Below are 17446 nucleotides of genomic sequence, written 5' to 3' on the forward strand. Positions count from 1 at the left end.
GAATTTTGAATTTATATTGCCATAAAGAAGCAGAAGAACAGGATTTGATAAGATTTAGATTAATTGACAAAATATGTGTAAAACACTTGCAATTTAGCAGAAATTTGATAAAATAGTAAGGAAAGTTAGACTGTATTGCCTACTGTCTATCTATAAAATATATTTTATTGGAGGCTTTTACTCAAATGGCAAAAGAAAAATACGATCGTAGTAAACCACACGTTAACATTGGTACTATCGGACACGTTGACCACGGTAAAACTACTTTGACTGCAGCTATCACAACTGTATTGGCACGTCGCTTGCCTTCAGCAGTTAACCAACCTAAAGACTATGCGTCTATCGATGCTGCTCCAGAAGAACGCGAACGCGGTATCACTATCAACACTGCGCACGTTGAGTACGAAACTGAAAAACGTCACTACGCTCACATCGACGCTCCAGGACACGCGGACTACGTTAAAAACATGATCACTGGTGCCGCTCAAATGGACGGAGCTATCCTTGTAGTAGCTTCAACTGACGGACCAATGCCACAAACTCGTGAGCACATCCTTCTTTCACGTCAGGTTGGTGTTAAACACCTTATCGTCTTCATGAACAAAATCGACTTGGTAGACGACGAAGAATTGCTTGAATTGGTTGAAATGGAAATCCGTGACCTCTTGTCAGAATACGACTTCCCAGGTGACGATCTTCCAGTTATCCAAGGTTCAGCTCTTAAAGCTCTTGAAGGTGACTCTAAATACGAAGACATCATCATGGAATTGATGAACACTGTTGATGAGTACATCCCAGAACCAGAACGTGACACTGAAAAACCATTGCTTCTTCCAGTCGAGGACGTATTCTCAATCACTGGACGTGGTACAGTTGCTTCAGGACGTATCGACCGTGGTACTGTTCGTGTCAACGACGAAATCGAAATCGTTGGTATCAAAGAAGAAACTCAAAAAGCAGTTGTTACTGGTGTTGAAATGTTCCGTAAACAACTTGACGAAGGTCTTGCTGGAGATAACGTAGGTGTCCTTCTTCGTGGTGTTCAACGTGACGAAATCGAACGTGGACAAGTTATCGCTAAACCAGGTTCAATCAACCCACACACTAAATTCAAAGGTGAAGTCTACATCCTTACTAAAGAAGAAGGTGGACGTCACACTCCATTCTTCAATAACTACCGTCCACAATTCTACTTCCGTACTACTGACGTTACAGGTTCAATCGAACTTCCTGCAGGTACTGAAATGGTAATGCCTGGTGATAACGTGACTATCGACGTTGAGTTGATCCACCCAATCGCCGTAGAACAAGGTACTACATTCTCTATCCGTGAGGGTGGACGTACAGTTGGTTCAGGTATGGTTACAGAAATCGAAGCTTAATTCGATTAAGTTCCCAGAAGAACAATTATTTAAGTCAGACACTAAAAGAATCTTGCCTTGCAAGGTTCTTTTTTTCTTCTTACTCTATTTGAAGTGCTTCTACTCTAGCAGTATAATCGTTTTTTTGGTATAATAAAAGTTATGGAAATCGAAAAAACCAATCGTATGAACGCCCTTTTTGAATTTTATGCTGCGCTTTTGACAGATAAGCAGATGAACTATATAGAACTCTATTATGCTGATGATTATAGTCTTGCTGAGATTGCTGAAGAGTTCGGCGTCAGTCGTCAGGCTGTCTATGACAATATCAAGCGGACGGAAAAGATTCTAGAAGATTATGAGATGAAACTGCACATGTATTCGGACTATATTGTCCGCAGTCAGATTTTTGATCAGATCTTGGAGCGTTATCCCAAGGATGACTTTCTGCAGGAGCAGATAGAAGTTTTAACAAGCATTGATAATAGAGAATAAGAGGAAGAAATATGGCATTTGAAAGTTTAACAGAACGTTTACAGAACGTCTTTAAAAATCTACGTAAAAAAGGAAAAATTTCTGAGGCTGATGTCCAAGAAGCAACCAAAGAGATTCGCTTGGCCTTGCTTGAAGCCGACGTTGCTTTGCCTGTTGTAAAGGACTTTATCAAGAAGGTTCGTGAACGTGCAGTCGGGCACGAGGTCATTGATACCCTCAATCCTGCCCAACAGATTATCAAAATCGTTGATGAGGAACTGACAGCCGTTTTAGGTTCTGATACGGCAGAGATTATCAAGTCACCTAAGATTCCGACAATCATTATGATGGTCGGTTTGCAGGGGGCTGGTAAAACGACCTTTGCTGGTAAGCTGGCTAACAAACTCAAGAAGGAAGAAAATGCTCGTCCTTTGATGATTGCGGCGGATATTTATCGTCCAGCAGCCATTGATCAGCTGAAAACACTTGGACAGCAGATTGATGTTCCAGTCTTTGCACTTGGAACAGAAGTGCCAGCTGTTGAGATTGTTCGCCAAGGTTTGGCGCAAGCTCAAGCCAATCACAACGACTATGTCTTGATTGATACGGCAGGGCGTTTACAAATTGATGAACTTCTCATGAATGAGCTTCGTGATGTTAAAGCACTGGCTCAACCAAATGAAATTCTACTCGTCATTGATGCCATGATTGGTCAGGAAGCAGCTAATGTTGCTCGTGAATTCAATGCTCAGTTGGAAGTAACTGGTGTCATCCTTACCAAGATTGATGGGGACACACGTGGTGGTGCAGCTCTATCTGTTCGTCATATCACTGGTAAACCAATCAAGTTCACTGGTACGGGTGAGAAGATTACAGATATCGAAACCTTCCACCCAGACCGTATGTCAAGCCGTATCCTTGGTATGGGGGATATGTTGACCTTGATTGAGAAAGCTTCTCAGGAATACGATGAGCAAAAAGCCCTTGAAATGGCTGAGAAGATGCGTGAAAACACCTTTGATTTTAATGATTTCATCGATCAATTGGATCAGGTGCAAAACATGGGGCCAATGGAAGATTTGCTCAAGATGATTCCAGGGATGGCTAACAATCCAGCACTTCAAAACATGAAGGTGGATGAGCGTCAGATTGCTCGTAAACGAGCCATCGTATCTTCCATGACACCTGAAGAACGTGAAAATCCTGAACTGTTAAATCCAAGTCGTCGCCGTCGTATCGCTGCAGGTTCTGGAAATACCTTTGTCGAAGTCAATAAATTCATCAAGGACTTTAATCAGGCCAAACAGCTCATGCAAGGGGTCATGTCTGGTGATATGAACAAGATGATGAAACAAATGGGAATCAATCCAAATAACCTTCCTAAAAACATGCCAAATATGGGAGGAATGGATATGTCTGCCCTTGAAGGCATGATGGGACAGGGTGGCATGCCGGATATGTCAGCTCTCGGAGGAGCAGGCATGCCAGATATGAGCCAGATGTTTGGTGGCGGTCTTAAAGGTAAAATCGGTGAATTTGCCATGAAACAGTCTATGAAACGCATGGCCAACAAAATGAAAAAAGCGAAGAAAAAACGTAAATAAAAAAGGAAAGCAGAAGTGCTTTCCTTTTTGATATAAAATATGTGCTTTCTATGATTAGGCAATTTTCTTACTCGAAAAATGACTAAATAGAAAGAGTGATTTCAAATCCATGCATCCATTCGGATTTTACTGTGATATCGATTTTTAAAGCATCTGCTAATTGTTTGACCAGATAGAGACCCATGCCTGTTGATTTTTTCCTTGTCTCTCCTGAATCACCTGTAAAGCCTTTTTCAAAGATATGAGGGAGGTCGCAAGCTTTAACTCCACAGCCATTATCCCTAATAATCAGACTTGTGCGCCCCTTATCTTTTGACATATAAATATTGAGTTCGGGCTTGTCGGAGCTATATTTAATGGAGTTGGCTAGGATTTGAGAGAGGATAAATTCAAAACTGCGTTGATCGGTGTAGCAGGTTCCTTGTATGTTTTCTACCTTAATCGTAAATTTCTTTTCTTTGAGCAAGGGATCAAAGTTTTCCAAAAGATCCTGAATACACTCTTGGAGGTCGACATCTTCAAATAGAAAATCATTTTTTTCACTTTTCACCCTGTAATAGAATAATATCTGTGATACTATTCCTTGGATTTGATTTTTCACATAGTCCAACTTAAAAGTTGTATCCTTTGGCAACTGGTCACTTTGATTGTCCAAAAGGAGGGAAAGAAGGGATAGAGGGAGTTTTATTTCATGAGTCCACTTTTCAACATAGTCCTCATAGTCGGCTAGTAATGAGTTGAGCTTTCCTATTTCCGCTTGCCTTTGGTAAAGCGCATTTGCGATTTCTTCGATGCTTTCTTTTTCTGAGATAGTTGATAAACGCAATAATTCTAGCTCCGTATCCATCTTAGGATTGGCTATGAAGGCTTTATAAGCAGTTGCTTTTTTTCTTTCTTTTCTTATAAGTAGGAGTGATAGGATAAAAAAGAGTAGGACTGTAGCTAAAAGATAGAGGAGGATGAGAGCTTGAAACATCCTCACATCTGAAAGCCAAAGCAGTATCGCTGTGAATAGATCAAATGCTAAAAGAACAAGTAACCAGGGCAGGTAAGTAGCTAGATATTTAAGATTCTGTTTCATCTGGACTTACCTCTTCTAGCTTGTAACCAATACCTCTGACGGACTTGACTTGAAGGGCAATGCCAGCCTGTTTCATCACCTTTTTGAGCCTTGCAATATTTACTTGAAGAGCATTTTCATCGATGAACTCAGTTGTGTTCCATAGTTTCATACTTAGTTCTTCTTTTGTGACGACAGGAGCATTAGTAACCAATAAGGTTTCTAACAATTTCCCTTGATTTTGGGGGAGTATAATCGAGTGTCCGTTGATATAAAGGGTATAGGTTTGTCTATCCAGCAGAAAATTATCTTTTTCAAGTAGATTCTGTCTGCCTTCATAGCGTTTCAAGATATTTTCTATACGTGCCAAAAATCTTTCTTTCTTGAAAGGCTTTGTTAGATACTCATCTGCCCCTAATTTCAGGGCGTAAATCTCATCTTTTAGTTGTTCACGGGAGGTGAGAACCAATATGGGCACAGAGCGTTTTGACTTGAGATTTTTACAAATTTGAAAGCCAGTTTCTCCTGGTAAATTCAAATCCAGTATGATTAGATTCGTATCGTATTGCAGCACTTGTTGGCTTGTATCTTTGAAGTCAGTCAACTTATCAACTTGATAACCCGCTTTCTCTAACAAGATGACAATTTCATCTCGAATCAAGGCTTCATCTTCAATAACCAGAATATGCTTCATATCGGTTCCTCCTTTTCCTATTTTATTCTACCTTATTCATCTCTTTTGGGTTCCATTAAGGACAATAAGTACTTGTTGCTATTTTTCTTTACAATTCTGATATAGATGACTTCAAATCCAGCTAAGAGCAGTACTATCAGCATGGCTATGATAAACTTCTGCCCCATGACCATTCTTGCGCTAGCGGGTACTATTCCTGTGAGGAGGGAGCTCACTCCGAAGCTACTACTGATAAGTGCAAGGGTTATTGGTAGACCGAAATACCAGTTGATTTGCTTTTCTGACGATTTACAAAGAGTTTCGTAGTTGGCTCCGAGATGGATCAAGGTTTGGTATCGTCTGTAGGATTGTCTTTGTCCCATCAAAAACTGAACGCCAATGATTGTATTAGCGACAACAAGGAAGATGATAGCCAGATAGATAGTGATATAGCTGGCAGAGATAATGTAAAATAATTGTCTTCCCATATTTTGTATATAGCTTTCATAACCAAGAGAGGTTTGATTCAGCTTTTCATTGGTATCTGAGATAGCTCTCATCAGGCCTTTTTCCTTGACCAACTCAGGAGCCAAGATACCGCTGACATAGTTCGAGTAGCGACCGTCTGTATAGTTCATAAAGACTTCATCTGGGACTATGAGGGCAACAGAGAGGGTGATTTCACGATCCGTTACAATCGGTAAAGACTCCACCTCTCCAATCAATTTTACATCATTTCCCATGACTTTGATTTGAGGGTTTGTCTTTAGGACAGAGTTGACAAGACTCTCATCTGGGAGAAAATCTTTCCCCACATACAAGTAAGCTTCCTTACTAGTTAATTCTAGAGGAGGGAGATTGGCAGCCTTTCTAAGTTCATTGTATTCGGAAACTGGTATGAGGTGGGAAGTAGTAGACTGTTTAAATCTTTGGAGCAAAATTTCCTTGTTCTTGCTGCCTTTTTGTTTTTTCAACTCCTTGATGATCTCTTCGAAGGACACGGACTCGTGTTCTTTCGGTTTGCCGATTTTGATTTGCAAAATCTTTGAAAACTGTGATGCCAGTCCAGCAGCTTCAAGCTCTTTTTTAACTGTGTTCACATCAAGATTTTCATCTGTATCCTGTTTGCTATCTCTAAATGTATAATCCAATACGTGGGTTTGATTACCTGAATTGCCACTTGAAATAGCAACACCTGCTCCAAAGAGGCACAAGGCAGAGAAGATTAAGAGGGAGCAGATGGCCAGTATAGTTGAGCGCTGGATAACTAATTCCTGAATCTGTCTAAAATTATAGGCATGAAGTTTTCGATTGTTTCCAAGCTTGACCAAAAAGTCTATAAACAAACGCATACCAAAGAAGAGTAGGATAGTTCCTAGAGTTCCCAGGAGAACAGTGATGCCCATGGTTATGACACTTTCCCAAGCTCGTCTACTCATCCCCAAGTAATAGGCTGTTCCTAGAAGCAAAATTCCGAGGACGGAAGCAAGAAGGTACATCCCCTTGGGAAGTAGTTTCTTCATACCAGAAGGAGAATAGGATAACAGGTTTCCGATTTCCATATTGGCAGTCTTTGCACTTAAAAGGACAAAAACAGCTAATTTTACGGCTAGGAAGCCGATGACTGTATAGAGTAGAGCTGTGGTAGATAGAGAAAATTGATGTTCAATAATCCCTAGTCCCACAATTTTAGCGGTTATTAGGCTGATTAGTTCTGAAATCAAGATAGAAATTGGAAGGCCTATTCCAAGGGCAAGGACACTGTTTCTCAAATCCTCGAGCAGGAGTAGCAAGAACAGTTTGCTTCTTCGCATTCCCAGTGTGAGATAGACACCAAATTCATGTTTTCTCCTTTCCATCTGCATACTGCTTGCGAAATAGACTAGAAAAAAGAGAATAAAGAGCGTTGCTACATAAAGAATAGGAATCATGCTAAAGAGTTTGTTTACAGCGTCACTTTCTATTTGTTTTAGAAAGATTATCACATCTTGATGGGACAAAGAAAGGATGATGTAAAAGGAGATAATAGAAAGAACCATGGAACTGAAGTACAAGCCATTATTTTTTCGATCTCTCTTGCTATTTCTTGAGACTAATTTAGAAAACATTGCCATCACCTCCAGCTAGGGCTGCCATGACCTTTAGTATTCTGTGGTAGAAGTCTTCTTGACTTTCTCTTGGATAATCGCGACGGATTTCATGGAATAGTTTTCCGTCTTGGATAAACAAGATGCGGTTGCAAAAGCTGGCTGCGACGGAATCGTGGGTCACCATGAGAATGGTGGTTTCTTCCACTTGATTCATTTCGGATAATTTTTGCATCAAAATGGTCGCATTTTTTGAATCCAAAGCCCCTGTGGGCTCGTCTGCAAATACAATCTTAGGGTCTAAAATTAAGGCGCGCGCAGCAGCTACCCTTTGCCGTTGACCACCTGATAATTGAGAAGGGAACTTATCCAGAAGTTCAGAAATATCCAGATATTGGGAAAGTAATTCTAACCGAACCTTGCTTTCGTCGGCATCGACCTTGTGTAAAGACAAGGGGAGTAAAATATTTTCTTTGGCTGTAAGATTGTCCAAAAGCTCAAAATTCTGGAAGAGATAGCCAATTTCCTTGCCTCTATAATCTGCTAATTGGCTCCCTTTTAACTGACCTAAATCTTTTTCTTGCATTTGAATAGAGCCGTCAGTTGGCTTGATGATTGTGGCGAGACAGTTAAGAAGGGTTGTTTTCCCAGAACCGCTACTCCCCATAATTCCTAAGAACTCACCTTTTACAACTTGAAAAGATATGCCGTTTAAGGCCTTGGTGATATTCGGCTCTTTTCCATAATGCTTTTTTAATGATTCTACTCGTAAAATTGTTTCCATGTGAAACACCTCCATCTTTTGTTACTTTCATTATAGTATGAATCAGAGTAGAATAACACTTACGGATGATGTAAGAAATCTTTATCGTTGACTTCTATGGTCAGTTTATTGGACTTATACTTACTATATTATAGCATGATTTTAGGGATTTAAAAAGGGGAGTTGAAGCTCAAGGACTTTCCATATTACAAAAATTTCTGATTTTGAAAATATGAAAGAAAAAGCCTTAGAAACATTGATTTCTAGGCTTGTTTAGCTCATTAACTCTACTCCCACTCAACGGTTGCAGACTCCTTGAGAATCGCTATATAATAGGCTTTTTAAGGAGTTAGTAATTCTTTGGTGGGGTTTTTGGTGGGAATGTTATTTTGAAATTGATTGGTTCCCGTTGAAATGTACTAAGCTAGAAGATGGGAAAGAAACATTAATAATTCCGACCATTTCATTAGTGATAACTTCATCAGCGCCATCCCATAGATGTGAGTAATGTTTCAATGTGATTTCAGGAGAAGAGTGTCCTAAACGTTTTGATAGAATAAGTACAGTAGCATTTAATTCATTAATTAGAAGGGAAGCGTGACTGTGACGTAGACCTTTCGCTTGGATAGGCTTTACGTGAGCAATCTTGGCGTACCTTTTAATAATCCTTGAGATTGTAGATTTTAGCATAGGCAAGCCATCGTATGAAAAGATAAGATCGTTCTCGTGTCCTAGTCCAATCTTTTTTTGAGCTTCACGCCATTTTTTTAACACATCAATTGTATCTTTATCTAAACTAATCATCCTTCTTCCGTCTTTCGTTTTCGAATAAGAATGACGAGTCCATTCTTTTTTGTTTTTAACAATAAGCATATGATGAACTCGTAAGCGTTGCTTATCAAAGTCAACATCATTCCATTGAAGGGCACAACCTTCATTTACACGTACGCCAGTCATGAAATATACCCAAATCATCACGAAGTTTAAATGTTCATATACATCTTCAATGTAAATTTGCGAAACAACAGCTTCAAATTCGCTCTTAGTCCAATATGGGACATTACTTTTCCCTTTAGGAATTGCATTAGATTGCTTAGAAATGTTTTTTTCCACATATCCCATTTGCAAAGCATAGTCCAATGATTTCCTAAACATGCCAAAGATGAGGCTAGCATATCCTTGTGAATATCCGGCACCATCCTCATCTTGACTAGTCAGTAACCATGTTCGAAACTTCTGGACTTGTTCGAGGGTAATCGAACGAAGTGTAATGTCACCAAAACGATCACAAAGCTGTAAAAGGTTTTTCTCACGAACTGAAAATGTGCTGTGCTCAACTGTTGTTCTATAATAAGGAATGTAATGTTCCTCCATAAATTGCCGATATTTCATCCGGTAGTTAGAATAACCTTGAGATTGATGATATTCATATTTCAGTCGAGTTAATTCCTTATATGCTTCTGAAGCTGAATTAAATGGATTTCCGTGTTGATCTTTCCTTGATTTCTTTCGTACACGTTTCCCGGTTACTCTATCTATACCAAATTCGGTTTGAATAAAAAATTTTCCGTTTTTGTCAGTATAGACTCCAGGAAATTTAGTTTTCTGTTGATTTTGTGGCATTATTCCTCCTTGTGAAGTGAAACACCCAGAATTTCTTCAACAGCAACGATAGGGACATGCCCTAAACGTCGATTATTATAAAAGGCATATCCCTTTTGTACCATAATTTGCTTAGCTTGTCTAATAATTGTAACGGCAGTATAGGGATTGTAACCCATTTTAATTAAATCTTCTTTGTTCATTGTTTGTTTCATAATTAATAATCCTCTTGAAATTTCTAAATTTTATTGCGATAATAGAAGAAGGTAATAGATATTATTACTAGTATATTTTGAGTTTGTTTCTGACACCGACCAAAGTTTGGAAACAAGCTCTTTTTTATTTTTACTTAAAATAACTTTCATATCCTTATCCTTTTGAAAATATTCGAATAGTAGTTGCGGTACATATTTATATATGCCCTTGATATATCAACGTTTTTTGACACTGAAAAATAAAATTGTTATTAAAATAACTGCTAAATTTTTATTCCATCTCTAAATCTCTTTAAGATTCGGTTCAACATTTTATCTTCAATTTTTTCTTTTGTATTTTCTGTAATTGTTTCATTGAAAATTTTATTTCGTTTTTCTAAAGAGTATGTTTTTAGTGGAAAAGTTTTATAAAAAGTTGTTGAAGGATTTCTACGAGTGCCTAAACCATATTTTTTGGCTTCTTCTAGTGAGTGGAACATGACCCTTATTATTTCTAGAACTAGCCAACTTGTCATTTTTCCTAATTCATGTTTTTTTCCAGTATTTACTTCTTGGTATTGGAACCTTTTTAGGATTCTTCTTTTAGTTTCACCCTTATTTGTTTTTAAAAATCCTATTGGAAGAAATGCAATGATATCTTCATCAATTAAATCTGATACTGTGGTATTTGATAACTGATCATTAATAAATAATAAAAGTTCCGTTGTATAAAGTTGTGGATTAGATTTCTTATAAATTTTCTTTAACATCTTTTCACAATTTATAGTTGCTTTTATGATTATTTCTATATATCGAAAGACACCATCAGATATTAAAATCTCTAAATATTGAATAATCATTTCATCAGTTAATTCTGATAAGTAATGGGAGTATAATTGCTCAGCTATCTTACTGCCAGTTAATTCGACTTCATATCTAAAGATCTCTAAATTCTTTAACGATGAATTTGTTTTACGGACTTGTTTGTTCTTTTTTGCTTTCTCAATTTTGTTATAAAAGATGTGTTTTTCTTTCTTATTAATCTCAATCGATACCATCGAAAACTTATCTGCATTTTTACTTGTTCTATGGTTTTTTAAATCTTTATTCGTTTCATCTGCAAGTGAGCTTATTAATAATTGACGAGTTTGTAAAGATGGTAATTTATCAAAAGCAATTGTGAATGCTAATTCAATTTTCTTAAACCTAACATAATCCGGATTATATTTAATCTTAATCTTATAATCTTTTTCTAATTTATGTAATACTTCTTTTAATCTTAATTTAATCCCCTCAATGCCTGTAGTTTGAAAATTAGGAGAAGGACCGTTAAGTTGAATTGCAATATACTTCTTTCTGTAACCTACTTCTTTTAAGCTAATTGTTACTTTTCCTAAATCTACTGATTGAATTGTGATCTTAATTAATTCTCCTTGTGAGTTGTAATCTATAGAAGCTGTGTCTTTAAATATTTGTTCATCAAAAACGTTAGGATCATAGGTTACTTTTGGGTTAAGAATTGAGACTATACAGTTATCAATACCCCAGTAAGCTGGACCAATTGAGAAACAAGATTTTATAAAATTTTCATTTTGTTTCTGTGATTCCAGTAATTCTTTCTTCCTAAGTTCTCTATCTTCCTTTTGTCTTTCCTTTTCTTCTATTTCTTCACGAGATAAGGGAGGTCTCTTGACTACTTTACCACCTCGTTTATTTCTTTTAGGTCTTCTTACCATGTATATTCCTCCTTGTTGTTAAATCTGTAATGAAGATGTACTTCTAAAATGTAACTTTCTTTAAAATTAAACCTCCTTCTTTCTTATATTGGTTAGTATGCCATAAATCTTTCCAAAAACGCCTGTAAAAAAAAAAATGGAATTTTTTTTAAAAACAAAAAAAACACTCAATTATGAGTGCTTAAAAAACGCGTCGTAACAAGGTTTTGAAGAAAAAAATTAGGTTCTTACCTAATTTAATTTTTTTAGTTTAGAACAAGAATGTTAAGAAAAAAACAATACTTTCAGTACGATCTTTTATTGATGTGACAAGGTTTTGAAGGAAAAGTAAGTTTTTATCTACTTTATTTATTTTAAAAAAAAATTTTTTTATTCTTCATTTAAATTTAGGATGTTGAGAAAAAGATCAATAATTTCAGTACGATTTTTATTGAGTTGGATTTTTTCAATCAAAAGTTGAAGATTATCATCTGAAGTTTCAGAAAGCGGTCTAAAAAAATCAGAAGGATCTATATCCATGGCAGATAAAATTTTTAGTAGAGTATCGACAGATAAGTTTCTTCTATTGTTTTCAATTAAATTAATAAAAGGCAAGCTAAGATCACTTTTTTCGGCAAGCTCTTGCTGAGTTAGCTTTTTACTTAGTCGATATTCTCTGACTAATTCTCCAATTTTCATTCTAAAATTCTCCTTTTAATAATTGTATATATTTTTTGTTGATTTTTATATAAACAATAGTATTTTTATAACGTTATTTTATTTACAATAGTTAACAAAAATGGTATAATAAGGGCGTTTATAATATTATATGAAGGGCTTGGATTTGGGGCAGATACGCTTCAAATTTTATGTGGGCAAAAATGAATTCAAAAACAAGTAAAAATAATAAGAAAAAAATACCCCTTGCTCTGGCGGCAGGAGTTGCTTTAACAAGTTTTTCAACACTATCTGTACAAGCAGATGAACAAGTTGATGTAACATCAACGGACAATACAGTAGCTGAAGAAAAACATGTACAAAATTCGCCTACAACATCCATCCCTCAAGTTGAGGGTGTTGAAGTTTCAAATGGAACTGCTCTTGTGACCAAAACTCCAATTGAAGCTGTTGTTGAAGAAGCGAAAACAATTAAAGAACAAGCTGACCAAGCTGTTGAAGCTCAAACTCCTGTTGTTGAAGAAGCTAAGAAACAAGAAACTGCAACTGCTGGGGCAGAAGATAGTGCTAAACAAGCTCTTGAACAAGCTGAACAAAAGAAAAAGGCTGCAACTCCTGAAGCGATTGAAGGAACAAAAAGTGCGATTGGCGCTTCTAAGAAAGAAGTAACGACACACACAGAAAAAATTGATTCTTTGAAAGAGCAACAAAATCAGGTGCAAGGAAAGAAAAATGCACAAGAAGCTGTTGTTAAGGATGCTACGGAAGCTACAAACAATCAAGCTAAAAAGGTTTCTGGTGCAGAAAAGAAAGTTCAGAACGCTCAAGATGTCCTAAATGGAACTGGCGCTGAGAAGGTTATCAAAGAAGAAAAAGATGCTAAGAAAGACCTAGAAACTAAAAAAGCTATCGTGAAAGATGCTAAGAAAGCTCTTGAACAATCACAAGATGCGGATGCAAAAAAAGCTCGCAAACTGGATGATGCAAAAGAGCTTGAAGTAGGACAAAAGAATGCTTTTGACAAAGCGACTGATGCTCTTTCAAACGCAACTAAAGCTAACAACGAAGCTACATCTAAACGTAATGTCGCTCAACAAAACAAGGATAACGCCCAAGCTGTTCTTGACGGAACAGGAACAACAGCTATCTTAGATGAGCGTAAAAACGCAAAAGCTGATTTGGCGACTAAAGAAGCGACTCTTGCAGACGCTACTAAAGTTTTAGATGATGCTAAAAAGACTGACGCTAAAAAGGCGGAGGATATTGCTGAGTTAGATGAAGCGAAAGCAGATGCCGAACGCACAAGCGCTTCTACTGCAAAAAATCTTCAAGATGCGACTGATGAAGCAAATGAAACTTCTTCTAAACTTGGTGTAGCCCAACAAAACAAGGACAACGCCCAAGCTGTTCTTGATGGAACTGGCACAAAAGCCATCCTAGATGAGCGTAACAATGCCAAGTCTGACTTAGTAACTAAAAAATCAGAGTTTGAAGATGCTACTACAAACTTGGACAATGCTAAACGTGCGGATGCTAAACGTGCAGAAAAAATTGCTGAGGCTACAACTAAGCTAAACCAAACTACTGCTACATTTAAACAAGCAGAAAGCGACTTGCTTGATGCTCAAACTGCCGCAAACCAAGCTTCTGATGATTTGAAGAATAAGAAAAAAGCTGAAAAAACAGCTCAGGAAACTTTGGATGCTTCTAAAGGAAAAGTGGCTGGCGTTACAAAAGAACTTAATGATGCTAAAGTTGACCTAAAAGCGAAAGAAGCAACTCTTGCAAGCGCTACTGGTACTTTGGCAGATGCTAAACGTGCAGATGCTCAAAAAGCTGAACAACTTGAATTGTTAAATGAAGCAAAAACTCAAGCTGAAGATGAAGAAGCTACAACTAAAAAAGCTAAAACAAAAGCCCAAGGTGGCGCAAATCTTGCTTCAACGAAGCTAACACAAGCTATCGCAGATGAAAAAGAGGCAAAAGACAGTCTTGCTTCATCTGAAAGTCGCTTGGAAGGTGTTACAAACGAACGTGACGATGCCAAAACTGATTTAGCAACTAAGCAAACCAAAAAAGAGGATGCTGAACGCAAGTTAGAAGATGCGAAAAGCACAGATGCTCAAAAACGTTCTGACATCCAAGAGTTACGCACTCTCAAAGGTCAACAAGAAGATACTGTTCGTGAAACGACTCAAGAACTAACTGATGCAACAACTGCCGCTGAAAACGCTGAAAATGCGAAGAATGAAGCGGATAAAGCTGTTGATACTCTTGAGAAACAAATCGCTGCCATTAAGAACCTGACCATTCCTCAATTGCCACAAAATGTCATTGCGGCTTATAAGACCTATTTGAATGATGCTAGTGAAGCGAACAAACACGCTTTGAATAACGCTATTCAAGCATGGTACAAGGGTGGCAAGTATGATTTTGGAAGCCGTCAATTCGAATGGTCTCAAGAGTTGCAACAACATATCTTTAAAGGTTGGACAAATAAAAATATTGTCTTACCAATCGACGACACAGTTGTAAATCTTGATAATCCAACAGATGAGCAAATTCAAGCTCTAAGTCATTATTACGCTCTTCTTGCAAATAACCTCCAAGACCAAATTTGGGGAACACATAACTTCATCGTTACTAAAGAGTCTGTTCAAGGAATTAAAAACATTGCCAAGAACTATGCCAATGAAAACAAACCTTACAACAGCGGACATAGCCACACAGCTTTAAACAACCACGGAGTAGAAGCTGTTAAATATAATGGCGAAGTAATGAACTACACAAACACATTGAGTAGCACTTCTCCTTTAGAAAAAGCTCCTGATACTGAAAAAACTCATAAAGCAACCATGTCTCAACTTTACCGTGAGGTTTATGATTCGGTTCTTGCGTTTATGACAAATGATATTCATGCTAATTTTGGGCACATGAAAGGAATGGTGGGGCGTGTTCAGCCAACCATCCAAAGTGCAGTTGGTGGTAACATTAGCTACACGAAAGATAACACAGGTCGGATGCACTTCGTTAAATTTGCAGGGAAAAACGCTCGTATTATCATCGAACGAGACCCAGAAACAGGTCAAAAAACAGAAACTTATGTGGATGAATATTACCAAAACGGTATTGCCAAACCACTTCCAACTCCATTTGACACCAGCAAGATGGAAGAAGACTTGGCGCAAGCTAAGAGAACTCAAACTTCTGCCCTTGCCACTCACAACAACGCCCAACGTCGTTTAAGTGCTGCTAAAGATGCAGATGCTACTGCAAAATCTGAACTTGAAACAACTACAAGTCGTCTCAACACCTTGTTGAATACACAAGATTTGACTCCTAATGCAGAGCGTGTTCTTAATACTGCTAAGTCAGAATTAAGCCAAGCTGAATTGCGCAATACAAACGCAAGCACTGCTTATAAAAATCTTACAAAAGAAATTGAAACTAAGCGTGCTACTCACAAAGAAGCAGAAAAAGCTTTATTTAAAGCAACTGTCGCAAATAAAGTTGCACAAAAAAGTCTTGAAAAAGCAACTACTGAACATAACAATGCTCTTGATAAACTAAATAGCATTAAAGATGCTATCAAACGTACAAATGCCATTAAAGACTTGACTCCTGATGCTCAAGCTAAGTTTGATACTGCTAAAGCAGAACATCAAGCCGCTGAAAAACGACTTGCAAGAGCTGAAAAAGCATTGACTGACCTTAATAACGAGATCAACATAAATAGTGATGCTCTCAACACAGCTAAGTCAGAATTGCGCCAAGCGGAACAAACTGACAAGGATGCACAAGCTACTCTCAAAGAAGCAACTTCTGTTAAGAACAATGCTTCTAAAGCACTTGATGCCGCAAAAGATGCTCTTTATAAAGCAAATGCGATTAAAGAGTTGACTCCTGAAGCTCAAGCTACATTTGACCAAGCAGAACTAGCCTACAATACAGCTAAAACTCGTTTGGAAAATGCGAAAACTGCCGTCAACAACCTAAACGCTGACCTTGCAGTGAAACGCCAAGCTTTGGCAGATGCCGTTCAAATTTTGAAAGACGCTGAAAAAGCTAACGATACTGCTCAAACTAAGAAAGCTAACGCAGAAAAAGCACACACTAAAGCAACAAGTACGCTTTCAAACATCCAAAACACTCTTACTTCACTCCTTGCTATTAAGGATTTGACTCCTGATGCACAAGCTAAATTTGACCATGCAACAGTAGAATACAAAGCTGCTCAAACTCGCTTGGAAAATGCGGAAACTGCCGTTAAGAACCTAAACGCAGGATTGCAAGAAAAACGCCAAGCTTTGGCAGATGCTATTCAAAAACTTGAAGAAGCTGAAGCTCTTGCGAAAGCGACACAAGTTGAATTGGAAGTCGCACAAGCTACTTATCAAAAAGCTGAGGATGAGCTTACAGCTACTCGCAAAGTGATTGCAGAGTTGGAGGCAACTAAGGACTTAACTCCTGATGCTCAAAAAGCTTATGACCAAGCTCTTGAAGCTGAGTCTCTTGCAGAAAAACTCTTGTCAGATGCTAAATTGGCAGTTAAAAATCTAACTGCTGATGTAAAGACTAAACAAGAAGCTTTGGACAATGCGCAAGCTGAACTTGCACAAGAAGAAAAAACTCTTGAAAATCTCAAAGCAAAACAAGCTCAAGAGGAAAAAGTTCTAGCAACTATTCAAGCTCAACTAGACGACTTGAAAGCTCAAGAAAAAGCTGTTCGTGCAGAAATTGCTAAAATTGAAGACAGTATTAAAGAGATGGAAGTTCTTCTTGATAGCCTCATCCACGCTTCTGAAAACTACGAAGTTGCAAAAGATGAGTATGAAAAAGCTCTTGAGACTCACCGCCTAGCTCTTCAAACTCTTGAAGCAGAACAAGCGAAACTAAACGCTCTCCTCCAAAACCAATTGGATGCCAAAGCTCAGTATGAGGCTGTTCTACTTGCTTATCAGAAGGCATATAATAAACCTCAAGAATCATTGAATCATAGACATGATTCTAAAGTAGAGAATATAGAACATAAACTGCTAACAGACAAACTTAGAACTGCTCTAAGTAATCCAGCTTATATCTATGTTGGAAATAAACCTAGATATGGTGTTAATACAACTTTACCAAATACAGGTTCAGAGAATAGTTTGTTCTTGATTGGCTTAGGAGCTATGTTCATGGGATTATTTGGAATAAAATTGCGGAGAAAAAGTGAGTAATATTAAGAGCAATCTA

General features: G+C 37.6%; 12 protein-coding genes. 4 read left to right on the forward strand and 8 right to left on the reverse strand.

Going from position 1 to position 17446, the window contains the following annotated elements; all coding sequences use genetic code 11:
* Positions 1-185 precede the first annotated feature (185 nt).
* The 3 genes from tuf (at position 186) to ffh (ending at position 3439) form a co-directional block, all read left to right on the forward strand.
* A complete protein-coding gene (tuf, locus tag NML69_RS02950; protein ID WP_001040720.1) occupies positions 186-1382 on the forward strand; it encodes an elongation factor Tu in 1197 nt (398 codons plus the stop codon).
* A 141-nt stretch (positions 1383-1523) separates the two neighbouring features.
* Entirely contained in the window at positions 1524-1856 is a 333-nt protein-coding gene (locus NML69_RS02955) for a putative DNA-binding protein (RefSeq protein WP_000402068.1), read from the forward strand.
* A gap of 11 nt (positions 1857-1867) precedes the next feature.
* Complete coding sequence (gene ffh, locus NML69_RS02960) at positions 1868-3439, forward strand: signal recognition particle protein (protein WP_254725256.1); 1572 nt, start codon at positions 1868-1870, stop codon at positions 3437-3439.
* An 82-nt stretch (positions 3440-3521) separates the two neighbouring features.
* Here the strand turns inward: ffh and NML69_RS02965 are convergent, their stop codons facing one another.
* The 8 genes from NML69_RS02965 to NML69_RS03000 all read right to left on the reverse strand — a co-directional run bounded on the left by NML69_RS02965 (position 3522) and on the right by NML69_RS03000 (position 12232).
* The gene (locus NML69_RS02965) at positions 3522-4520 is read right to left on the reverse strand and encodes a HAMP domain-containing sensor histidine kinase (RefSeq protein WP_049518582.1); all 999 of its coding nucleotides are present in this window, start codon (positions 4518-4520) and stop codon (positions 3522-3524) included.
* Positions 4504-5193, reverse strand: coding sequence for a response regulator transcription factor (locus NML69_RS02970; RefSeq protein WP_254725257.1), 690 nt, complete (start codon positions 5191-5193; stop codon positions 4504-4506). The genes NML69_RS02965 and NML69_RS02970 overlap by 17 nt, the downstream gene beginning before the upstream one ends.
* A 32-nt stretch (positions 5194-5225) precedes the next feature.
* Complete coding sequence (locus NML69_RS02975; protein WP_254725258.1) at positions 5226-7280, reverse strand: FtsX-like permease family protein; 2055 nt, start codon at positions 7278-7280, stop codon at positions 5226-5228.
* On the reverse strand, positions 7270-8043 hold the full coding sequence (locus tag NML69_RS02980) for an ABC transporter ATP-binding protein (RefSeq protein WP_000447868.1): 774 nt from the start codon (positions 8041-8043) through the stop codon (positions 7270-7272). The genes NML69_RS02975 and NML69_RS02980 overlap by 11 nt, the downstream gene beginning before the upstream one ends.
* A gap of 363 nt (positions 8044-8406) precedes the next feature.
* Positions 8407-9645: a site-specific integrase gene (locus NML69_RS02985; RefSeq protein WP_254725259.1), complete on the reverse strand. Its 1239-nt coding sequence runs from the start codon at positions 9643-9645 to the stop codon at positions 8407-8409.
* A complete protein-coding gene (locus NML69_RS02990; RefSeq protein WP_254725260.1) occupies positions 9645-9839 on the reverse strand; it encodes a DUF3173 domain-containing protein in 195 nt (64 codons plus the stop codon). Before NML69_RS02990 ends, NML69_RS02985 begins: the two co-directional genes overlap by 1 nt.
* Before the next feature lie 263 nt (positions 9840-10102).
* Entirely contained in the window at positions 10103-11554 is a 1452-nt protein-coding gene (locus tag NML69_RS02995) for a hypothetical protein (RefSeq protein ID WP_254725261.1), read from the reverse strand.
* A gap of 369 nt (positions 11555-11923) precedes the next feature.
* Positions 11924-12232: a helix-turn-helix domain-containing protein gene (locus NML69_RS03000; protein WP_125421594.1), complete on the reverse strand. Its 309-nt coding sequence runs from the start codon at positions 12230-12232 to the stop codon at positions 11924-11926.
* Between the two features lie 182 nt (positions 12233-12414).
* Between NML69_RS03000 and NML69_RS03005 the strand changes: the two genes are divergently transcribed.
* The gene (locus NML69_RS03005; protein ID WP_254725262.1) at positions 12415-17430 is read left to right on the forward strand and encodes an SEC10/PgrA surface exclusion domain-containing protein; all 5016 of its coding nucleotides are present in this window, start codon (positions 12415-12417) and stop codon (positions 17428-17430) included.
* The last annotated feature ends 16 nt before the right edge of the window (positions 17431-17446 follow it).

The organism is Streptococcus sp. CF8-6 (assembly GCF_024295845.1).
Classification (GTDB): Bacteria; Bacillota; Bacilli; order Lactobacillales; family Streptococcaceae; genus Streptococcus; species Streptococcus oralis_BO.

What these genes read in the sequence shown, in the direction of transcription:
- tuf (WP_001040720.1), top strand. Translation starts at nt 186, where the DNA reads ATGGCAAAAGAAAAATACGATCGTAGTAAACCACACGTTAACATTGGT.
- NML69_RS02995 (WP_254725261.1), bottom strand. Translation starts at nt 11,554, where the DNA reads ATGGTAAGAAGACCTAAAAGAAATAAACGAGGTGGTAAAGTAGTCAAG.
- NML69_RS02980 (WP_000447868.1), bottom strand. Translation starts at nt 8,043, where the DNA reads ATGGAAACAATTTTACGAGTAGAATCATTAAAAAAGCATTATGGAAAA.
- NML69_RS02965 (WP_049518582.1), bottom strand. Translation starts at nt 4,520, where the DNA reads ATGAAACAGAATCTTAAATATCTAGCTACTTACCTGCCCTGGTTACTT.
- NML69_RS02990 (WP_254725260.1), bottom strand. Translation starts at nt 9,839, where the DNA reads ATGAAACAAACAATGAACAAAGAAGATTTAATTAAAATGGGTTACAAT.
- NML69_RS02970 (WP_254725257.1), bottom strand. Translation starts at nt 5,193, where the DNA reads ATGAAGCATATTCTGGTTATTGAAGATGAAGCCTTGATTCGAGATGAA.
- NML69_RS03000 (WP_125421594.1), bottom strand. Translation starts at nt 12,232, where the DNA reads ATGAAAATTGGAGAATTAGTCAGAGAATATCGACTAAGTAAAAAGCTA.
- ffh (WP_254725256.1), top strand. Translation starts at nt 1,868, where the DNA reads ATGGCATTTGAAAGTTTAACAGAACGTTTACAGAACGTCTTTAAAAAT.
- NML69_RS03005 (WP_254725262.1), top strand. Translation starts at nt 12,415, where the DNA reads ATGAATTCAAAAACAAGTAAAAATAATAAGAAAAAAATACCCCTTGCT.
- NML69_RS02955 (WP_000402068.1), top strand. Translation starts at nt 1,524, where the DNA reads ATGGAAATCGAAAAAACCAATCGTATGAACGCCCTTTTTGAATTTTAT.
- NML69_RS02975 (WP_254725258.1), bottom strand. Translation starts at nt 7,280, where the DNA reads ATGTTTTCTAAATTAGTCTCAAGAAATAGCAAGAGAGATCGAAAAAAT.
- NML69_RS02985 (WP_254725259.1), bottom strand. Translation starts at nt 9,645, where the DNA reads ATGCCACAAAATCAACAGAAAACTAAATTTCCTGGAGTCTATACTGAC.